The 18,757-nt window shown below is 30.9% G+C and carries 17 protein-coding genes; 7 read left to right on the forward strand and 10 right to left on the reverse strand.

What is annotated here, in order from left to right; translation table 11 throughout:
• Window positions 1-84 precede the first annotated feature (84 nt).
• From ACQH2P_RS04405 to hemE, 4 genes are all read right to left on the reverse strand, one after another.
• The gene (locus ACQH2P_RS04405; protein WP_425363163.1) at window positions 85-2,037 is read right to left on the reverse strand and encodes a primosomal protein N'; all 1,953 of its coding nucleotides are present in this window, start codon (window positions 2,035-2,037) and stop codon (window positions 85-87) included.
• A gap of 79 nt (window positions 2,038-2,116) precedes the next feature.
• Window positions 2,117-2,554 carry a protoporphyrinogen oxidase HemJ gene (gene hemJ, locus ACQH2P_RS04410; RefSeq protein ID WP_425363164.1) on the reverse strand — a complete coding sequence of 146 codons (438 nt, stop codon included), beginning with the start codon at window positions 2,552-2,554 and terminating at the stop codon, window positions 2,117-2,119.
• Between the two features lie 29 nt (window positions 2,555-2,583).
• A complete protein-coding gene (hemH, locus tag ACQH2P_RS04415; protein WP_425363165.1) occupies window positions 2,584-3,675 on the reverse strand; it encodes a ferrochelatase in 1,092 nt (363 codons plus the stop codon).
• Window positions 3,653-4,672, reverse strand: a complete 1,020-nt coding sequence (gene hemE, locus ACQH2P_RS04420) for a uroporphyrinogen decarboxylase (RefSeq protein WP_425363166.1) — start codon at window positions 4,670-4,672, stop codon at window positions 3,653-3,655. Before hemE ends, hemH begins: the two co-directional genes overlap by 23 nt.
• A 392-nt stretch (window positions 4,673-5,064) precedes the next feature.
• On the opposite strand from hemE, the gene ACQH2P_RS04425 reads away from it, so the two are divergent.
• On the forward strand, window positions 5,065-5,898 hold the full coding sequence (locus ACQH2P_RS04425) for a pyruvate, water dikinase regulatory protein (protein ID WP_425363167.1): 834 nt from the start codon (window positions 5,065-5,067) through the stop codon (window positions 5,896-5,898).
• 70 nt (window positions 5,899-5,968) lie between these two features.
• Here ACQH2P_RS04425 and ACQH2P_RS04430 read toward each other — a convergent pair whose 3' ends face one another.
• A complete protein-coding gene (locus ACQH2P_RS04430) occupies window positions 5,969-6,733 on the reverse strand; it encodes an N-acetylmuramoyl-L-alanine amidase (RefSeq protein WP_425363168.1) in 765 nt (254 codons plus the stop codon).
• 176 nt (window positions 6,734-6,909) lie between these two features.
• Here ACQH2P_RS04430 and trxA point away from each other — a divergent pair, with 176 nt between their 5' ends.
• The 4 genes from trxA (at window position 6,910) to ACQH2P_RS04450 (ending at window position 12,559) form a co-directional block, all read left to right on the forward strand.
• Window positions 6,910-7,233 carry a thioredoxin gene (gene trxA, locus ACQH2P_RS04435; RefSeq protein ID WP_425363169.1) on the forward strand — a complete coding sequence of 108 codons (324 nt, stop codon included), beginning with the start codon at window positions 6,910-6,912 and terminating at the stop codon, window positions 7,231-7,233.
• Window positions 7,234-7,248: 15 nt separating this feature from the next.
• A complete protein-coding gene (locus tag ACQH2P_RS04440) occupies window positions 7,249-7,986 on the forward strand; it encodes an ABC transporter ATP-binding protein (RefSeq protein ID WP_425363170.1) in 738 nt (245 codons plus the stop codon).
• Entirely contained in the window at window positions 7,986-8,762 is a 777-nt protein-coding gene (locus ACQH2P_RS04445) for an ABC transporter permease (RefSeq protein ID WP_425363171.1), read from the forward strand. Before ACQH2P_RS04440 ends, ACQH2P_RS04445 begins: the two co-directional genes overlap by 1 nt.
• Before the next feature lie 215 nt (window positions 8,763-8,977).
• Window positions 8,978-12,559, forward strand: a complete 3,582-nt coding sequence (locus tag ACQH2P_RS04450; RefSeq protein WP_425363172.1) for an FAD-dependent oxidoreductase — start codon at window positions 8,978-8,980, stop codon at window positions 12,557-12,559.
• Window positions 12,560-12,570: 11 nt separating this feature from the next.
• Here ACQH2P_RS04450 and ACQH2P_RS04455 read toward each other — a convergent pair whose 3' ends face one another.
• From ACQH2P_RS04455 to ACQH2P_RS04475, 5 genes are all read right to left on the reverse strand, one after another.
• Window positions 12,571-12,882 (reverse strand): DciA family protein, encoded by a 312-nt coding sequence (locus ACQH2P_RS04455; RefSeq protein ID WP_425364103.1) that lies wholly within the window; start codon window positions 12,880-12,882, stop codon window positions 12,571-12,573.
• Window positions 12,863-13,882, reverse strand: coding sequence for an MraY family glycosyltransferase (locus ACQH2P_RS04460; RefSeq protein WP_425363173.1), 1,020 nt, complete (start codon window positions 13,880-13,882; stop codon window positions 12,863-12,865). Before ACQH2P_RS04460 ends, ACQH2P_RS04455 begins: the two co-directional genes overlap by 20 nt.
• Window positions 13,879-14,559, reverse strand: coding sequence for a RadC family protein (radC, locus tag ACQH2P_RS04465; protein ID WP_425363174.1), 681 nt, complete (start codon window positions 14,557-14,559; stop codon window positions 13,879-13,881). The genes ACQH2P_RS04460 and radC overlap by 4 nt, the downstream gene beginning before the upstream one ends.
• 9 nt (window positions 14,560-14,568) lie before the next feature.
• Window positions 14,569-15,360 (reverse strand): type I methionyl aminopeptidase, encoded by a 792-nt coding sequence (gene map / locus ACQH2P_RS04470; protein ID WP_425363175.1) that lies wholly within the window; start codon window positions 15,358-15,360, stop codon window positions 14,569-14,571.
• A 379-nt stretch (window positions 15,361-15,739) separates the two neighbouring features.
• Window positions 15,740-16,312, reverse strand: a complete 573-nt coding sequence (locus ACQH2P_RS04475) for a cytochrome c oxidase assembly protein (protein WP_425363176.1) — start codon at window positions 16,310-16,312, stop codon at window positions 15,740-15,742.
• Between the two features lie 296 nt (window positions 16,313-16,608).
• Here ACQH2P_RS04475 and rpoH point away from each other — a divergent pair, with 296 nt between their 5' ends.
• Together rpoH and ACQH2P_RS04485 are read left to right on the forward strand one after the other, a co-directional pair.
• Window positions 16,609-17,490: an RNA polymerase sigma factor RpoH gene (gene rpoH, locus ACQH2P_RS04480; protein ID WP_425363177.1), complete on the forward strand. Its 882-nt coding sequence runs from the start codon at window positions 16,609-16,611 to the stop codon at window positions 17,488-17,490.
• 406 nt (window positions 17,491-17,896) lie between these two features.
• Window positions 17,897-18,685 carry a metal ABC transporter permease gene (locus tag ACQH2P_RS04485; protein WP_425363178.1) on the forward strand — a complete coding sequence of 263 codons (789 nt, stop codon included), beginning with the start codon at window positions 17,897-17,899 and terminating at the stop codon, window positions 18,683-18,685.
• The last annotated feature ends 72 nt before the right edge of the window (window positions 18,686-18,757 follow it).

The following is an 18,757-nucleotide window of genomic DNA, read 5'->3' on the forward strand; positions in this document are numbered from 1 at the left end:
ATCGCAAATAATGTCAATAACATTCTAAAATGATCGATTTTTGTAACAGTGAGCCAATATGCTTGTTATTCATTTTTTAATTAATTAATAAAAACTCTTAGGATCGATATCTATTTTCAAATGACAAAAAGAAGGGATTTTGATTAAACTTAACCATATTTGCAAGAATTTTTGTAGATTAAATTTCCTATCTACTATGATTAGGATACGGTAGCGAAATTTTCCTGCTAATTTAGACATTAATGCACTAGATGGCCCGAGTATTCGTGCCGAACTTTTTGGGGCAATGGCAACTAGATTTTTGGATATTTCAAACACTTTATGCTCATTTTTTCCAGACAAAATTATCGATGCCATTTTGGTAAAAGGTGGCATATTCTCTGCTTGTCTTGTTTTAAGCTCATATTGTAAAAACTGATCTCCTCCATTTTTTATATAACTAAATATAGCATTATCTGGATAATAAGTTTGCATTAATACTATACCTTTTTTATCTTCTCTTCCTGCCCTACCTCCAACTTGATGAAGTAACTGGTAATTACGTTCACTTGATCGCAAATCTCCACTACCAACAGTTCCAAGATCAGCATCAATAACACCTACCAAGGTAAGATTGGGAAAGTGATAACCTTTAGTAATCATCTGAGTACCAATCAAAATATCAATCTCTAAATGTTCCATCTTATGTAGTAATTCATGAATCATTTTAGGTTTCTGAGCATAATCTTTACTGATTACGGCAATTTTACTATCAGGAAACAGATATCTTGTTTCTTCTTCAATTCTTTCAATTCCAGGACCACAGATAGTTAAAGAATCTTTTTCCAAACAATCTGGACAAACAATATGAATCCTACTCTGGTAGCCACAATGGTGACATTCAAGTTTTTTACTAGATTTATGTACCACTAACCAAGCAGAACAAGAATTGCAAGTAAAACGATAACCACAAAGCTTGCATAGCATTAATGGGGCATATCCCCTACGATTTAAAAATAATAGCACTTGCTCTTTGCTTGCCAGCTTTTCGCCAATTAACGCTATTAACTTTGTAGATAAGTAAGAATTTTTCGGTAATTTCTCCTTCTTCATATCTATTATTTGAATTTCTGGTAAAGTTGCTTCCTGATAACGACTTGACAATTCAATTAATTGATATTTACCTGTATTTACATTATAAATCGTTTCAATAGATGGGGTAGCTGAGCATAACACTATTTTTGTTGTAGATAGGCTTCCTCGTAATATTGCTACATCACGAGCATTGTATAATATACCTTCATCTTGCTTATAAGAACTATCATGCTCTTCATCAATAATAATTAATCCAAGACTATGATATGGTAGAAACAAACTACTTCTAGCACCAATTATAACTTTGATTTCATTGTTCAGTAAACCTCTTAAAATCATCTTTTTTTGAGCTTTAGTAACCGTAGAGTTCCATATTACTGGATGAAAACCAAAGCGTTCTGTAAAACGATTTATAATTTGCTGACTTAAGGCAATTTCTGGTAACATTATCAATATTTGATTACCTTGCCTTAAATATTCAGCTAATAAATGAAAATAGATTTCTGTTTTTCCTGATCCGGTTACTCCCTTAATAATTGATGGTTTATCAGATTGACTTAATAGAGAAAGTACGTTTTGTTGTTCTATTGAGAGGGATGGTAGAGTAAAATCTTTATTTAACTCTTGATGTTTTATTTTTATAGGTTGTTCAGCAATGTCAATTGGCAAAACCAACTTGGCAACTGAACCAAGTTCCACCATATAATAATTAGCAGCCCATTTAATTAGTGATAATATTTCATGATTAAGCCTAAATTCAAGTGGTACTTTCTGTTTAATAGATTTGATTTTGTTAGATTTTTCTGAAATATCAATATCTAATTGCCAAACTATACCTGTCAATTCCTTATTTCTAAAAGGAACTACTACTAAGTCGCCCATAGCTAATTCTAGTTCATTTGGAATTAAATAATCCAATGGAAAAAGATTAGCTAATGGCAGTAATATTTTAGCAATTTGCATTAAAATTTATTTTCGTACCATTTTATCATATTAACTATACACTAATTTTTCAATGCACTAATAAGTAATTACATTAAAATTAATCAAATGGTTTAACAATAACCATAATAACAGCTGTTATCATAAATAATGCTGGTACTTCATTGATAATACGATAAAATTTCTCAGAATGATCGTTTTTTCCATCAACAAAATTCTTTCGCCATCTAGCTAATAAACCATGAAAAATAGTTATACCTAAAACTGCTGTCATTTTTATATAAAACCATGTTCCTAAAGCTACTAACCCATATATATAACTATTGATTATGCCTAAAGTATAGGTGGTTATCATAGCAGGATTCATGATTATTCTGAGTAACCTACTTTCCATTAATTGAAACATTTTATCAGTTTCACTACCTACTATAACTTTAGAATGGTAGACATATAATCTTGGTAAGTATAATAGACCTACCATCCAAGAAATTGCTGATATAAGATGAAATGCTTTAAACCATAAATAATAGCTAGCCATTAATATTATCTCCTAATTATTTGAATTACTTAAATTTTTAAATTACAAGGACACATAGTAAAATTACCAGGACATATTTTTTTATTAATTGAACTACATATCAAATTTTTTGTTCCTTCTCCACCATTAACTAAATTTGATATCATTTTAGTTAAACTACTAATGAATAATTTATTTATTCCAAGAGCAGGAGTTCTAATATATTCTATTTTATATTTATCAGCAATTTTCCTGTACTCCATATCTAACTCTACTAATGTTTCAACATGTTCTGATACAAATGCTATTGGAACTATTATAAGAGGTTTATTTTCTTTACCAGCGACTTCAATTTCATCTTCTGTATTAGGTTTTAGCCACTCTACTGGACCAACACGACTTTGATAAGTTATCTTATAATCCAAATTATCTATATTAAGGTTAGACACTAAATTTTCTACAGTTTTTTCAATCTGCCACTGATATGGATCTCCTGCTTTTATTATTTTTGTAGGCAATCCATGAGCTGAAAATAATATACGAAAAATATCTTTGTTTTTCAACTTTTTTAATGATTTTTTTATTAATAATAAATGAGCTTCAATAAATTCATTATCGGTGGGATAGCAACAAATAGTTTTAATTGGTATATTTTGGTTTGAATGTGTATCTTTTTGAAAAGAAGATACAAAGTCTTTAATCGAAGACCCAGTAGTAGTACTAGAAAATTGTGGATATAATGGTAACAATATTATCTCTGAAGGATTATACTCATTTATTTTTCTTATAGCTTCTTTGGAATTAGGGTAAAAATGACGCATTGCTATGAAAATTTTAAAGTCATCATTTATAATGCTTCTTAATTTTTCTATAATAGCATCTTTTTGAGATTCTGTTTCTTGTAAAATAGGTGACTTATTACCTATTAGAGAGTATATTTTTTGAGATTTTTTATTTCTGGTAATTGATATTATTTTAGCAAGAATAAATCTTAAGGGATTTGGTAGGTTAATAATTGCTCTATCATAAAATAAATTAAATAAAAACTGCTTAACTGAGCTTAAACTATCTGGTCCACCAAGATTGAAAAGTACAATAGCTATCTTTTTCCGAGATATTTTAGTATTTAAATTTTCTAACATAATTAACTAAAAATTCAACATTTTCAACTGGTGTATTCGGTAAAACACCATGTCCAAGATTAAATATAAAATTTCTTTCTTTAAAATTATAAATTATTTTATCTACTTTTTTTGCGATAATTTCTTTATTAGTAAGAAGTATAAATGGATCTAAATTACCTTGTACAACAACCTTTTTACTCCATAATTTCATAGTATCAATTGGTACAAATTGATCTACCCCAATAACATCCACCCCTGTATTACTAATATATTTTTCATACAAAAGTCCAGAGATTCTTGGAAAACCTATAATCGGCAAATACGGAAATTGTTCTTTTAAAGCTACTACTATTTTTTTTGTTGGTTGTATAACAAATTGGTCATATTCTAGCTCTCCTAATATTCCTGCCCATGAATCGAACAGTTGTATTAAGTCAGCCCCAGCCTTTACTTGTCCTATTAAATGGATAATAGTCTTCTCTGTAATAAAGTCTAGTAGTTCTTGTGCTAAATTATTATTTTCATAAATAAATTTTTTACTTGTCTCAAAATTTTGTTTACCTCTTCCTTCAAGCATATAAGTCATTACCGTCCATGGACTACCGGCAAATCCTATTAGTGCAGTATCAACTGGCAAGTTTGCTTTAATTTTATTTATTATATCATAAACTACATTTAATTTCCCACTATAATTTCCTTTAAGATATTTAAAATCATCTTTTGATTGAAATTTACGTAATATTGGTCCTATATTTTCTTCAAATTTAACATCCCAGCCTAATGCATCAGGTAAAACCAAAATATCAGAAAAAATTATAGCAGCATCAAAATTATATCTTCTTATTGGTTGTAAAGTTACTTCTACAGCCTTGTTAACATCATAACATAAATCTAGGAAACCACTAACAGTTTTTCTTATTTTTTGATATTCAGGTAAATATCTACCAGCTTGACGCATTAACCAGATTGGTATGGCAGTATTATTTTTTTTGAAAGTTTGTAAAAGTTGATTCATAAAATAGTCCATATTAATCTAATATATTATATATTATTTTTTTAGTTGTTGTAGAGATTGTTTATATGTAGATATATTATATATACACTTAGTTATACACATTTTTTATTGTTAAATTACTTGATAGAATATATTAGTTGTAATTATTACTCACATTATTTATATAATTATTTTTTTAGTGGATAATTATAGTAACTTATGTGTTTAAAGTGAGGGAACGTGATGGATATTGGATATCTAGCATTTTACACACAAAATTATCCACAAAATTATTCTTTGTATTTTATAGGTTATTAACCTTTTAATACGTGATACATATGCCTAATTATTAGTTAATATTAATATAGATATTGAAGTATGAATAAAAAATTATCCACAAAGACTAATAAACTATGAATAAGCTAGTTATTCACTTAGTTTCAGACTCTTCAGTTCAAACAGTTAAGCATGCAGCTCATACTGCTTTGTCACAATTTAGCAAAATTGAATCGAAATTGTATCATTGGCCGATGTTAAGAAATGCAGAATTATTAAGTGAGGTTTTGAAAAAAATTAAGATGAAGCCAGGCTTGGTATTATACACTATTTTAGATTATGAGTTAAGAAGAAATTTAACTAAATTTTGTTATGACTTGAAAATTCCTTGTATTTCTGTCGTAGGTAGAATTGTAAAAGAAATTTCAGCTTTTTTGGGTGTAGAAACAGAAGGAAGTTTAGTTTATGATTATAAATTTGATGAAAGTTATTTTGATAAGATTCATGCTATTGATTATACATTCAGACATGATGATGGTCAGATGACTAGTGAATTAGATGAAGCTGATATTATTCTGATTGGTCCTTCTAGAACATCAAAAACTCCAACCTCTGTATATTTAGCATATAATGGATTTAAGACGGCAAATATACCTTATATACATGGTTATCCATTTTTAGACCTTTTAGGTAATGTAACAAAACAACTTATAATTGGTTTAGTTATTGATCCAACTAGACTGATTGAAATAAGAGAAACTAGAATGCATTCTTTGCAGATAAGCGATAATACCAGTTATACTAATTTTAAAGTAGTTCAGGAAGAATGTATGCAAGTAAAACAAATTTGTCAACAACAAGGATGGTCAATAATTGATGTTTCAAGACGATCTATAGAAGAAACTGCTTCTGTGATTATGAAGCTTTATTATGACCGTAATAAGTCTGTTTTAACAAGTTATACTAAATAGTGTAGGGTACCGTGGTTAGGTACCCTTGTATTAATAAAAGATTTGTGGGTAATAGTAAGTTACTTATTTGTTATATACTTGCAGAATCACCTACTAAATTAACAGCAGGATGAAGATTGTCTAAAACATATTGATCTGCTTCAGACCAACTATTTGATGATTCCTGTTCTGGAACATAACGGGCATTAAATTTCTCAAACCAGTTTGTAGTTTTGTCACCACATTTTCCATCAACTGAAATATTATAACCATGATCTTTTAACTGCGATTGAACATTGGAGACTATATCACCTTGATCATTTTTACGTATTAGTATGTTTTCTTGTTGGTCTTTCGTAGTTTCTATAAAATTACCAAAACCAGCTTCTGCAAGATCTTTCCAAGGAAAGAATTTTCCAGGTGCTACATGTATTTTAGATACTTCACCAAGACCTACAAGATCATCCTTAATATTTAAATCTGGATATCTTTCTTTGATATCTGTAAGACATTTTTTTACTTTATCTATTTGAGAAGGTGTAAAATTAGTTTTTGAATCATTGATAAGCATAATTGATATGCCAAAGTCATTAACTTTTTTTTGTCCTTTCCAACTACTATCGCCGGCAAAAAAGGTTTTTGACTCTAAGTCATTATGATATTGATATTGTTGACCGTCTTTATCTATTATGTAATGTACACTTGTTCCTCTTTCTTGCAAAGCAATTAGTGCTTGGTTTAATGTTTGACTAACGGAATAGGTTAGCACAACACAACTTGGTTTTACTCCTTCTTCTCTAGGTGCAGAAAATTTACTATAATTAGTATAGCTAATACCATTATTTTGCTTACTCATTTAGTTCTCCTCATGATAATTTTAATTTGCTTGTAAAGTATTAAGTATGTACATACTTAATAAAAAATTATAAGTATAATTTTTGCTTGTGCAACAAGTTATTGCTAATATATAGGAACTATTGTATCTTGAATTTATGATATATAGTGTGTTTAATAACTGAAAATTAAGGGATTATGGCAAGTAATATAACAGATGATAATTTTAACCAAGAAGTTTTACAGTCTACTACAGTTGTATTAGTTGATTTTTGGGCTGAATGGTGTGGACCATGTAAAATGTTAACACCTATTCTTGAAGAATTAAGCAAGACATTGGTAGGCAAAGTGAAAATTGTTAAAATGGACATAGAGCAAAATCCTAATATACCTTCAAGTTTAGGTATTCGTGCTATACCTACGATGATCTTATTTAAAGATGGTAAACAATTGGCTACTAAGACTGGATTATTTCCTAAAAATTCTATTGAAGAATGGATTAATTCTTCAATAAAAATGTAAAAATATTTTTAGCATATGGCTTCTAAACTAGTATCTATAGAAATAGTGGATGGTTTTGTTGAAGGAATTAATAATCAACAAAGAGTAGAAAGCTTAAGGCGTTTTTTTATTAAAGGGGGTAATATTTTTCCTTCGTCAATTTCTATCTTAAATAATATAAATTTTTCTTGTCAAACAGGTGAAAGAATTGCCTTTGTTGGTAATAATGGTTCAGGTAAAAGTTCTTTGCTTAAGGTAATTGCTGGAATATATCCATTAAAGTTTGGAACAGTTACAGTCCATGGTGATTTTGCTGCTATCATTGAAACTGGAATAGGACTTGAGTTAGAGCAAACTGGCAGAGAGAACATTAAAATGCTTATGCTTTATAATAATATGTTAAGTAGGTACAGCAAAGAATTAGAACAAGAAATTATAATTTTTTCTGAGCTAGGGAGTAAAATAGATTTACCGGTAAAAAATTACAGTTCTGGTATGTTATCAAGATTGGCTTTTTCTGTATCAGTTTTTCAAGATTCGGATATTCTTCTGCTAGATGAAATTTTTGCTACAGGTGATAGTTATTTTGTTGAGAAGTCTACTAATTTTATGAAAAATAAGTTACAAAATATACCAATTTTAATATTAGTAAGTCATCAAGAAAATATTATTAGGGAGAATTGTAATAGATGTGTATTATTGAAAGAAGGTAGCATTATCGCGGATGGTTATCCAAGTGAAATACTAAAAATTTATAATAGTGGGAATTACTAATGTTAAAGTATTTTTTTTCCAAAAAATACTGGTTGTCAGTAATGCTATTAACCCAAGCTTCTATATCTCGTCAAAATAAAGATTCTTTTTTAGGTTCATTATGGGGTCTAGTTCAGCCTTTTGTTCATATAATAACTATTTCATTTTTTGTTGGATTTTTACTTAAACAACCAAGAGAAACAATGATTATTAATTTAGTTGGAGCTATACCGTTATGGACATTTATTACTACTAGTTTAAATGTATCATCAAATTCATTAACTAGTCGTAGTGGGATTATAAAAAAGATCATAATTTCTAGAACTATCTTTCCTATATCAGATAGTTTAGCACAAGTTTATAACCTAATCTATTCGTTTGTAGCTATGTATATAGCTTTTATCATCTTATATCCTGAAAGATTTAGCATAAATATATTATTTGTACCAGTCTTTGTTTTGCCGTTGGTTGTTTCCGTGTGCAGTAGTTCTATTGCTTTTGCATTTTTAACCCCTTATATACGTGATGTTCCTCAAATGTTAAATTTAATTCTGAGTGTTATATATTGGAGTATACCAATAGTGTACCCATATTCTATGGTACCAGAATCAAAAAGAATACTCTTTGAGATTAACCCTGTTTTTCTTGTTATAAGACCAGTTCAATTTTTAGTAACAGAAGGAGTGCTGCCAGATGCTTTTATGATTATCAAGTCCGTTATTGTAGCTGTTATTGTCACCTTTTTCAGTTATCTTGGTTATAGGTTATTTTCTAAAAATGTCATATATTATATATAATACTTCAACCGTCATTGCTGGGCTAAGTATACTCCTAACTTAAACGTCATTGCGAGGAGGCGTAAGCAGACGAAGCAATCCATTTTTAATCAATTTCTTGGATTGCTTTGTCGCTACTAAAGTAGCTCCTCGCAATGACGTATGTGAATTTGGCATAATGTTTAGCTATAATATACGCCTGTGCAAACCTGCAAAACCATAATTAGAATTACAGTATGACACTTGCCTTTGGTTTAAATTTTGTTGATTTAAACAATCTACAAGGTCTAAGGAAATTAGATGAAATTTTTTTAAATTTCCTGAGTAGTCATAGTTATTCTCTCTATCAAACTATTTTATCATTAAGGGCTAATCCCGATCAAGTCGATCAGAAATATTACTCAGAGTTTTTATTAGAAATTTCACCTATTTTCGATGATTTTTTAGCTGAATTATTTGGTATCGAGCAAGAAATAGCAAATATAAGATTCAGTCATAAGGAGTTTGATATAATTTATGAATGTAAGAGAAAGTTTGTTCAGCGTATTGCAGTAAAAAAATATCCTCATGAGAAATTACAAGAGATTGATTTTACTAGTGTAGCAAATTCTCTAGAAAAACTCTTGGGAGTAGGATATCATCCCTCTGCGAAAATAGGATGTCATTCCTGTGTAGGAAGGGATATAGATTCCCGCCTACGCGGGAATGACAAAGAAACGTTAGAAGTAGGATATCATCCCTCTGCGAAAATAGGATGCCATTCCTGTGTAGGAAGGGATATAGATTCCCGCCTACGCGGGAATGACAAAGAAACGTTAGAAGTAGGATATCATCCCTCTGCGAAAATAGGATGCCATTCCTGTGTAGGAAGGGATATAGATTCCCGCCTACGCGGGAATGACAAAGAAACGTTAGAAGTAGGATGTCATCTCTCTGCGAAAATAGGATGTCATTCCTGCGTAGGCAGGAATCCAGAAAATGATTTTACAAATAAATTTGCTCGTCAAGTAATAGAATGGCAATTAGATGCTGAGAAACATGCTTTTGAATTAGATATAGCTGCACAATATGCGGCTTTTATGGTTTATAATATAGCTAACCCTATTAGCATTGCTCCGCCATTGCGAGGAGTGTGTAAGCACGACGAAGCAATCCAGGAAAATGATGATTATGTGGATTGCTTCGTCGCTACTAAAGTAGCTCCTCGCAATGACGTTTGGCGTAATGCTAGTCGGGTTAGCTATAACATTGAAAGCCAACTATTTTCTCTACCAAAAAAAATAGATAAAGATAATCTAATAGATCCTGATAAGGTAGCTAAATATAGAAATCATCCAAGAATAGGATTTGATTATTTAGATTCTACATCTAACCTAGATACGGTTTTAAATAATACTCATTATTGTATCTATTGTCATAAGCAGGAAAAAGATTCATGCTCTAAAGGATTATTATCAGCTATGTCATCAAAGTCTGGATGTCCGCTAAAACAGAAAATTTCTGAGATGAATTATGTAAAATCAAAGGGATTTAATCTAGCTGCCCTTGCTATTATTATCATTGATAATCCAATGGTAGCGGCTACTGGTCATAGGATTTGTAATGATTGTTCCAATGCTTGCATTTATCAAAAACAAGAAGCTGTAGATATTCCTCTTGTTGAGTCCAATATCTTAGAAACTACTCTGCTTTTGCCTTATGGAGTGGAAATATATTTACTACTTACTAATTGGAATCCGCTTAACATTTTTGCTCCTTTACCAAATCCTCCAACTAATTATAAGGTTTTAGTAGTTGGTCAAGGACCAGCTGGCTTTAGCTTAAGTCATTATTTATTACGAGACGGACATGATGTAGTAGCCATAGATGGTTTAAAAATTACCCCTTTACCTTTTGATATTAGCAAGCCTATTAAATATTGGTCTGATTATAAAGAAAATTTATCAGAAAAAATACCTGGAGGGTTTGGCGGGGTAGTCGAATATGGTATTACTCCAAGATGGGATAAAAATAATTTAACGATATTACGTCTGATACTACAAAGAAATGATCGGTTTAAGCTTTTTGGTGGTGTAAGTTTAGGTAGTAATATAACTATGGAGCAGGCGTTTCATTTAGGATTTGACCATGTTGCTTGGTGTGTTGGGGCTGGTAAGCCTAAAATCGTTGAAATGAGGAATTTTCTGGCAAAAGGTGTTAGAACAGCTTCCGACTTTCTAATGACTTTACAATCAGGAGGAGCTTTTTTAGAGCAATCTACTACTAATTTGCTTATCAGGATGCCTATTGTTATTATTGGTGGTGGGTTGACCGCTATTGATGCAGCAACTGAAAGCTTAAATTATTATAAGTTACAAGTAGAAAAGTTTCTAAAAAAGTATCAGTTCTCAGTTGAGAAAAATGGTAAAAAGCATACAGAACAACATTGGACAAATGAGGATAGATTAATAGCTGAAGAATTTATCTTGCACGCAAAGTTATTTAGGCAAGCACAAAATAAACAAGCTATCAAGCAAATCCTAGATGAATTAGGCGGAGTAACAATTTATTATAGGGGGAAATTAAAAGATTCTCCTGCCTACAAGTTAAACCCTGAGGAAGTGATGTATGCTATGGGTGCCGGTGTGAAATTTGTTGAAAATATGATAGCTTTGGGTATTGATATTGATCAGTACAACTATGCTAAATCAATAGAATTTGATAATTTAGGTGTAAGGAAAAATTTTAAGGCACGAACTATACTTATGGCAATAGGTATCGATAAAGAGGGAGTAAATAATTGTTTAGAAGACAATGTCACTTATTTTGGTGATTGTAATCCTTTATATTCTGGAAGTGTGGTTAAAGCTATAGCAAGTAGTAAAGAGGGATACAAAAATATCAGAAAAAAACTTATCAAAAATAGCCCAAATTTTCCTGGTAGTTATGTGGATTTCTTCGCTAAACTAGATTATCTATTAATGAGTCGTATTGAAGAGGTTAATATTCTCTCTGATAAGATAGTAGAGCTTGTAATACATTCTCCTCTTGCTGCACATAATTTTCAACCAGGGCAATTTTTCCGTTTGCAAAATTATTCTAGTGATATTTCAAAAATTATTGAACCTTTGGCTGTTGCTGGGGCTTATGTTGATTCAGAGAAGGGGTTAATTCATTTGATAGTTTGGCAAAATGGTAAATCAAGTAAACTATGTAGATATTTATCGAAAAATGAGCAGGTAGTACTAATGGGACCTAATGGTAAGCCAACTGAGATATTAAAGGATAGCAATATAGTGTTGGTTGGTGGAGGGGTTGGAAATGCGGTTTTATGCTCAATGGCTAAGGCTCTTAAAAAGAATAATTGTAAAATTATATATTTTGTCGGTTATAAAAATTTACAAGATAGATTTTATCAAGAAAAAATTGAAGAATCAGCTGATATAGTAGTTTGGTGTTGTGAAGAGGGGATTTTATCAAAAAATCGATCGCAAGATATTAGTGTTAAGGGTGATTTGTTGTATGCTATAATGGGGTATTGTTATCTTTGGAAAGATGTGACTATAGATCGGATAATAGCCGCCGGTGTTTCAGAAATGATGCAAGCTATAAGAGATATAAAAGATGATTTTTTTGGTAAAAAACCCCAACTAATAGTAAGCATTAACTCTCCTATGCAATGTATGATGAAAGGTATTTGCGGGCAATGTGTTCAAAAAGTTACAGATGAAAATAGATATATTTTTACTTGTGCCTGCCAGGAGCAAGATGCAAAAATAGTCGATTTCACAGGGCTTAAGAGTCGTTTGGAACAAAATTCCCTGCAGGAGAAATTATGATTAATTTTTCGTTACGGTATATAGATTGTAGTTTTTATGCTATGTATAGCCTTAAAACCCAGATAAACCGAAATACGCTCAATGATTATTTGTTGAAAGTATGATATTTCTAAAGCAATACTCGAATTTTCTGCTTGTACGTGTAAAATATTTATTAACTGTCCTTTCTCTTTAACTTTAGCTATTTTTAGAGGAATAGTTTTGCTACTAAATTTTGATCCAACAATCTTACTCCAATTAACCATAATTTCTGCAAGCAATGGGTGCTGCTTGCCAAAGATTCGTCTAATAATTATGTTGATGTCATGGCTGAGCGGTTTCATGTGCAAAATTAATGATTGTAACCATTACTACTAATACAGCAAAAATAATTGATACCAAAGGAAAATACAGAGAAGAGATTGATAATACCATCAGTAATATATTGCATATTATAATTCTATACACTACTTCCCTATGAGTTTTACCATTTCTAACTGCTTTTTGAAAAAAATGCTTTAAGTGAGGTTGCCAAATCTTTTCCTTATTAAGTAGCCTAATTAATATGGTTAATCCTCCATCGGTCATGTAATATAAACTAGCAATAGATGAAGCAATAAATAAATCAATACTAGAAGCTGAAATAAGTAGCAAACATAAACCTAGTAAGAATCCTAAACTTATACTGCCTATGTCTCCTATAAATATTTTAGCAGGATGCCAATTAAATATTAAAAAACCTATAGAACATCCCAATATAATGACGTTAAGTATAATTATAAAATTTATATTTATTATTATATCAGATTTTAAATAACAGAGTATCAATATAGTGATGGATAAATGAATAGATTCAGCACCACTAATACCATCTATTCCATCAAGAAAATTATAAATATTTAAAAAGGTAACCAAGTATAGTATAGATAACACAAAATCAATATATAATGGTAATTCGTGATGAAACAATAATGCTGGAGATAAAAATAATACAACGCTTATTGTAGAACAAATTATGTGAACAATTAGTCTTATAAATACAGGAATAGAGATAAGATCATCTAAAAAAGAAATTGTAGAAATGATCAGCAATAAAGGTACAATCTTAATTGAGTTTATCAGCGTTTTTGTTACAAAATATTCATAGGTGATAAGACCAATTATTGTCACTATTACTATAGCAAGCCCACCTCCTCTTGGTGTAATTCTATTGTGTACTCTACGTGGATCCGGTATATCCACCATTCCAAAAGATGGAAGATTGAAAATCAATAACCAAGTAAGAAAGCTTGTTACTATAAGAGATAACAAAAATAAAAAACTATAATTAATAAAATCACTCATAACAACATATTAGATTTAAAACTGAAATATTCATTGGCTGCAATAATTACGTGGTCGTGAACAGATATATTCACATTAGCACAAGTTTCTACTATTTTGTGTGTTAATTTAATGTCAGTATTTGAAGGTTTACTAACACCACTTGGATGATTATGTACTAATATAATTGCCCCAGCTTCATTAAATAAAGCTCTTTTAATTATTTCTCTTGGATATATTGTTGCCTGATCTATGGTGCCTTGGCTTAAAACTTCATCAGCAATCAGGACATTCTTTTTATTTAGAAATAAGATACGAAACTGTTCTGTCTTCATATTACCCATCGTTGCTTTTAGATAGTCTATTAGAATACTCCAAGAGCTAATGACATTTTGATTGATTACTTTTTGTTTTAGCATCCTATTAGTTAGTTCACGTATAATAACAAAATTTACATATAAATTATCATTAGTTCCTTTAATATTAAGCAGTTTTTCTTTATCTGTATTTATTAAATCAGCGAGACTACCAAATCGTGTTAGTAATTCCTTTGCTAATGGTTTTACATCTTTTCTAGGTATTGCAGAAAATAATATCATTTCAAGCAATTCATAATCCGCAAGATTCTCTGCAGAAACAATAATACGTTGCTTTAGACGTTGTCTGTGTCCAATATAATGAGGAGTATCATCTTTCATATTGTTCTATCATAAATCTGTTTTATAAGGTGGATATGTTAAATGTTTTGGTGACAAAGTAAAAATGTCAAAACCATCTTTAGTCACACCTAAACTATGTTCAAATTGTGCTGATAATGATTTATCACTTGTGGTGACTGTCCAATCGTCTAATTTACTTAAATGGGTGGAGTGATGTCCAGTATTTACCATTGGTTCAATAGTAAAAAACATACCTTCCTCCAATATCAAACCAGTATCAGCTTTACCGTAATGTAGAATAGTTGGCTCTGTATGGAATATACGTCCTATCCCGTGACCAGTATAATTTCTAACAACTGAATAATTATGCTTCTCAGCATAAGTTTGTATAGCATTTCCGATAGTTCCTAAATGTACTCCTGGTTTCACTAATTCAATTCCTATCATCATAGCATCATAAGTAACTTGCACTAAGCGTTTTGCTTTAATTCCGACATCGCCAACGTAATACATTCGACTAGTATCACCATGCCATCCGTCGACAATTACGGTAACGTCAATGTTTATTATATCACCATTCTTAAGGGGTTTATCATTTGGAATACCATGGCATACTACATGATTAACAGAAGTACAAATTGATTTTGGGAAGCCATTATAGTTTAAAGGTGCAGGAATTGCATTATTGGATACAATAAAGTCATGGCAGAGATCATTTAAATAGAGGGTACTTACTCCTGGTTTTACATAATTAGTAATGAAATCTAAGGTTTCTGCAGCAAGTTTGCCTGCAATATGCATTTTCTTAAAGTCTTCTGGTGTATGAATGGTTATGGTCATAAAATAATTAACTTTTTTTATTAAAATTATCTATTGAAAGTATAGTTAACCTGATTAGTATTACTAAGTCATTGCGAGGAAGCATGAGCTGACGAAGCAATTGTAAGTTGTCATTCCCGTGGCTTCCATGTCATTCCCGCGTAGGCGGGAATCTAAGATCCCTGCTTTCGCAGGGATGACACAAAAAGGATTGCCACGTCGCCACTTTAGTGGCGACTCGCAATGACGTTGACCACATACAACTTTTAAAGTACACTATCTAAAACCGCTTCCTCTTCTAACTTTCGATAGCTGTAACCAAAGCGGATCCTCTCAATGACGAGTAATACTAATCAGGTTAGCTATAGAAATATATACTAAATTTCTATTTTTTAAATTATTATTTGAATTTCATTGGTTCTTTTTCAACAACTCTTACCTTGTAAAAACTATAAGATAGGGTTATTGTATCAACATCATTCATTTCTTTATCTTCTTCAAAATCAGAATCTATAAAAAATGTTACGGGCATTAACATTTTTTCTCTTGCTTTTAACAGCTGTTCTTCAAAACAAAAACAATGTACTTTAACAAAATACTTACCGGCTTTATTAGGTGTAACATTATAAACAGAAGTTCCTATTATATCATCATTACTTAGATTTTCAGACTCATAAAAAATTAGTGTATTTTGTCCTGGGATAACTGTAGCCCTTCTTTGTTTAGGAATAAATCGCCAAGGTAAATTACTATCAACATTAGAATCAAATTCTATAGTTATCACTCTAGTTCCCTTTTTAGGAGAATATATATTAAGCTCCTGTCTTGCTGTGGTACCGCCATAGCCAGTGACTTTACAAAATAAATTGTAAATTGGTATCGATGCAAAGCTTAAAAAAACCATACTAAATGCTAAGCTAACTAAGGCTAAAGCAAACTTCCTATTGGAACTTTTGTTAGATTTATGTAACACTATCTTGCTCTCTTATAGCTAACCTGATTATCGTTACTCCGTCATTGCGAGACCACGTGAGTGTAGTGGCAATCCACATTTATTTAGATTGCCACGTTGCTACTAAAGTAGCTCCTCGCAATGACAGAGTAATGCTAATCGAGTTAGCTATAAAAAATTAAATTCCAACTTTTTACGAAAAGTCTATTTATAATATCTTAAACTTATGATATTATATACTCGTTTTAAATCTTTTTAAGTAAAGAGTTCTATTTTAATAAAGCAATCTACTTAGCGATCTATTTTAAAGGTATTATATGACTAACAAAATTAGTGTGCCAGTAATTTCTGCAGAATCAGGGTTTTATCAATATTTGCAAAAAATTAATAAAATCCCATCACTTTCACAAGAAGAGGAATTTCTACTTGCTAAAGCCTATCTTGAACAAAATGATCTAGAAGCTGCTCATAAGTTAGTAACTAGCCACTTGAAATTAGTAGCAAAAATTGCCATTAAATATAGAAATTATGGACTACCTCTAAATGAGCTTGTATCAGAAGGAAATTTAGGTCTGATGCAAGCAGTAAAGAAATATAATCCTGATTTAGGTTTTCGCTTGTCTACTTATGCTTTGTGGTGGGTTAAAGCTTCAATCCATGAATATGTCTTGAGATCTTGGTCTTTGGTTAAAATGGGTACTACAGCAGCACAAAAAAAGTTATTCTTTAGTCTTGGTAAAATTAAGCATAAAATTGCTAACTTATATTCAAGAACTGTTACAGATCAAGATTTTGCTCAAATTGCTCAAGAGCTTGGAGTGACTACCAATGAAGTTAGTGAAATGAATGCTAGATTATCTGGTCCGGACTTATCATTGAACAATTTGGTAAATAGTGATGATAATGGCGGTAGCGAATTAATTGAATTTTTACCAGAAACTCGTCCAAGTCAAGAACTAAGATTAATTAGCCAAGAGGATTCTGCTAATAAACATAATTTGTTAACTCAAGCGATGAAGATATTGAATGATCGTGAATTACATATTCTCACTGAGCGTAAATTAACAGATTCTCCGAAAACTTTGGATATTCTTAGTATGGAATATAAAATTTCTAAGGAAAGAATTAGACAGATTGAAAATACCGCATTTGAGAAAGTGAAAAACTTTATACTTCAACAAATACCAAAACCTGTTTAAACCTCAATTTTGGATATAGTTGGTTTGGTAGGTTTTATGCAGTAAGCAACAAGAGTAGACAAAATCATAGTACCCTACATTTTTTATTTTGTAGTGAAAGTGTAATTCGACATAATGTACCAATTTAAGGAAAAAAACGATCTCTAACTGTCATTGCGAGGAGCCACTTTAGGTGACGAAGCAATTTTTTTGTCATCCCTGCGAAAGCAGGGATATAGATTCCCGCCGTTGCTAAGAATGACATCTTACAATTGCTTCGTCGTGCTTACACACTCCTCGCAATGACGCCCGGTTGTTTTCCCTATGACTTTTAAATACCATTAATGTGAATTACTAATAATATATACCACAAAAATAATTAAGCACTAAGTGCTATTCTCAACTTATTTATTAAAAATCGTATTAAATGACTCTAATAATATTAACTATAATTCTAGTCAGTTTAATTTTTGCTCCTCTTGGTTGTCTAAGTTTATGGAAGAAATATATTTATTTTGGTGATGGTCTGTCGCATGCAAGTTTACTTGCTGGAAGTATTAGTATACTAATCCATTTGCCTGTTGTTTATTCGGGATTAGTTGTCGCCATTATTTTTGCTATCTTAGTATTCACCCTAAAAAATAGATCAGGTAGCAGTAGTGTGGTAATCTTGGTATCAAATTTTATGCTATCTTTGGCTTTGGTAGTAAGTTATATGTACCCACTACAGATTAAGATTACTAGTCTATTATTTGGTGATATTTTATCTACCTCTTTAAATGATATCTTAATTTTATCAATCATATTTGTGTCGGTTGTTTTTTTCATTTGCTATTTCTACCGTCAAATTATTCTAATTGTAATTAATAGAGATATTGCTCAAATTAAAGGAATAAAAGTAAAAACAATTGAATTGGCATTTTTGTTACTATTATCTTTATCAGTATTCTCGACTATTAAAATTGTTGGAACACTGCTTGTCACTAGTATTTTGCTGATTCCAGCCATGACGGCTAGGATGATTTCTAGTAATCCTGCTCAAATGATTATCAATTCAGTTATCATAGCCTTGATTGTAAATTTCCTTGGTTTAACGGCATCATTATATCTTGACGTACCAATTACACCAATAATTACTGTAATAAATACCATAATTTATTGTTTATTCTACATAATTTTACGAGCAACTAAGATAGGCTTGTCTAGATCATGGTAATTAGTTGTAGTTAATAGTTGAGATGGCTGACCAGGGCTAACTTTACGCCCAATTCACAGACGTGTAGTTAAT

Source organism: Candidatus Tisiphia endosymbiont of Hybos culiciformis (genome assembly GCF_964030975.1).
Lineage (GTDB): Bacteria > Pseudomonadota > Alphaproteobacteria > Rickettsiales > Rickettsiaceae > Tisiphia.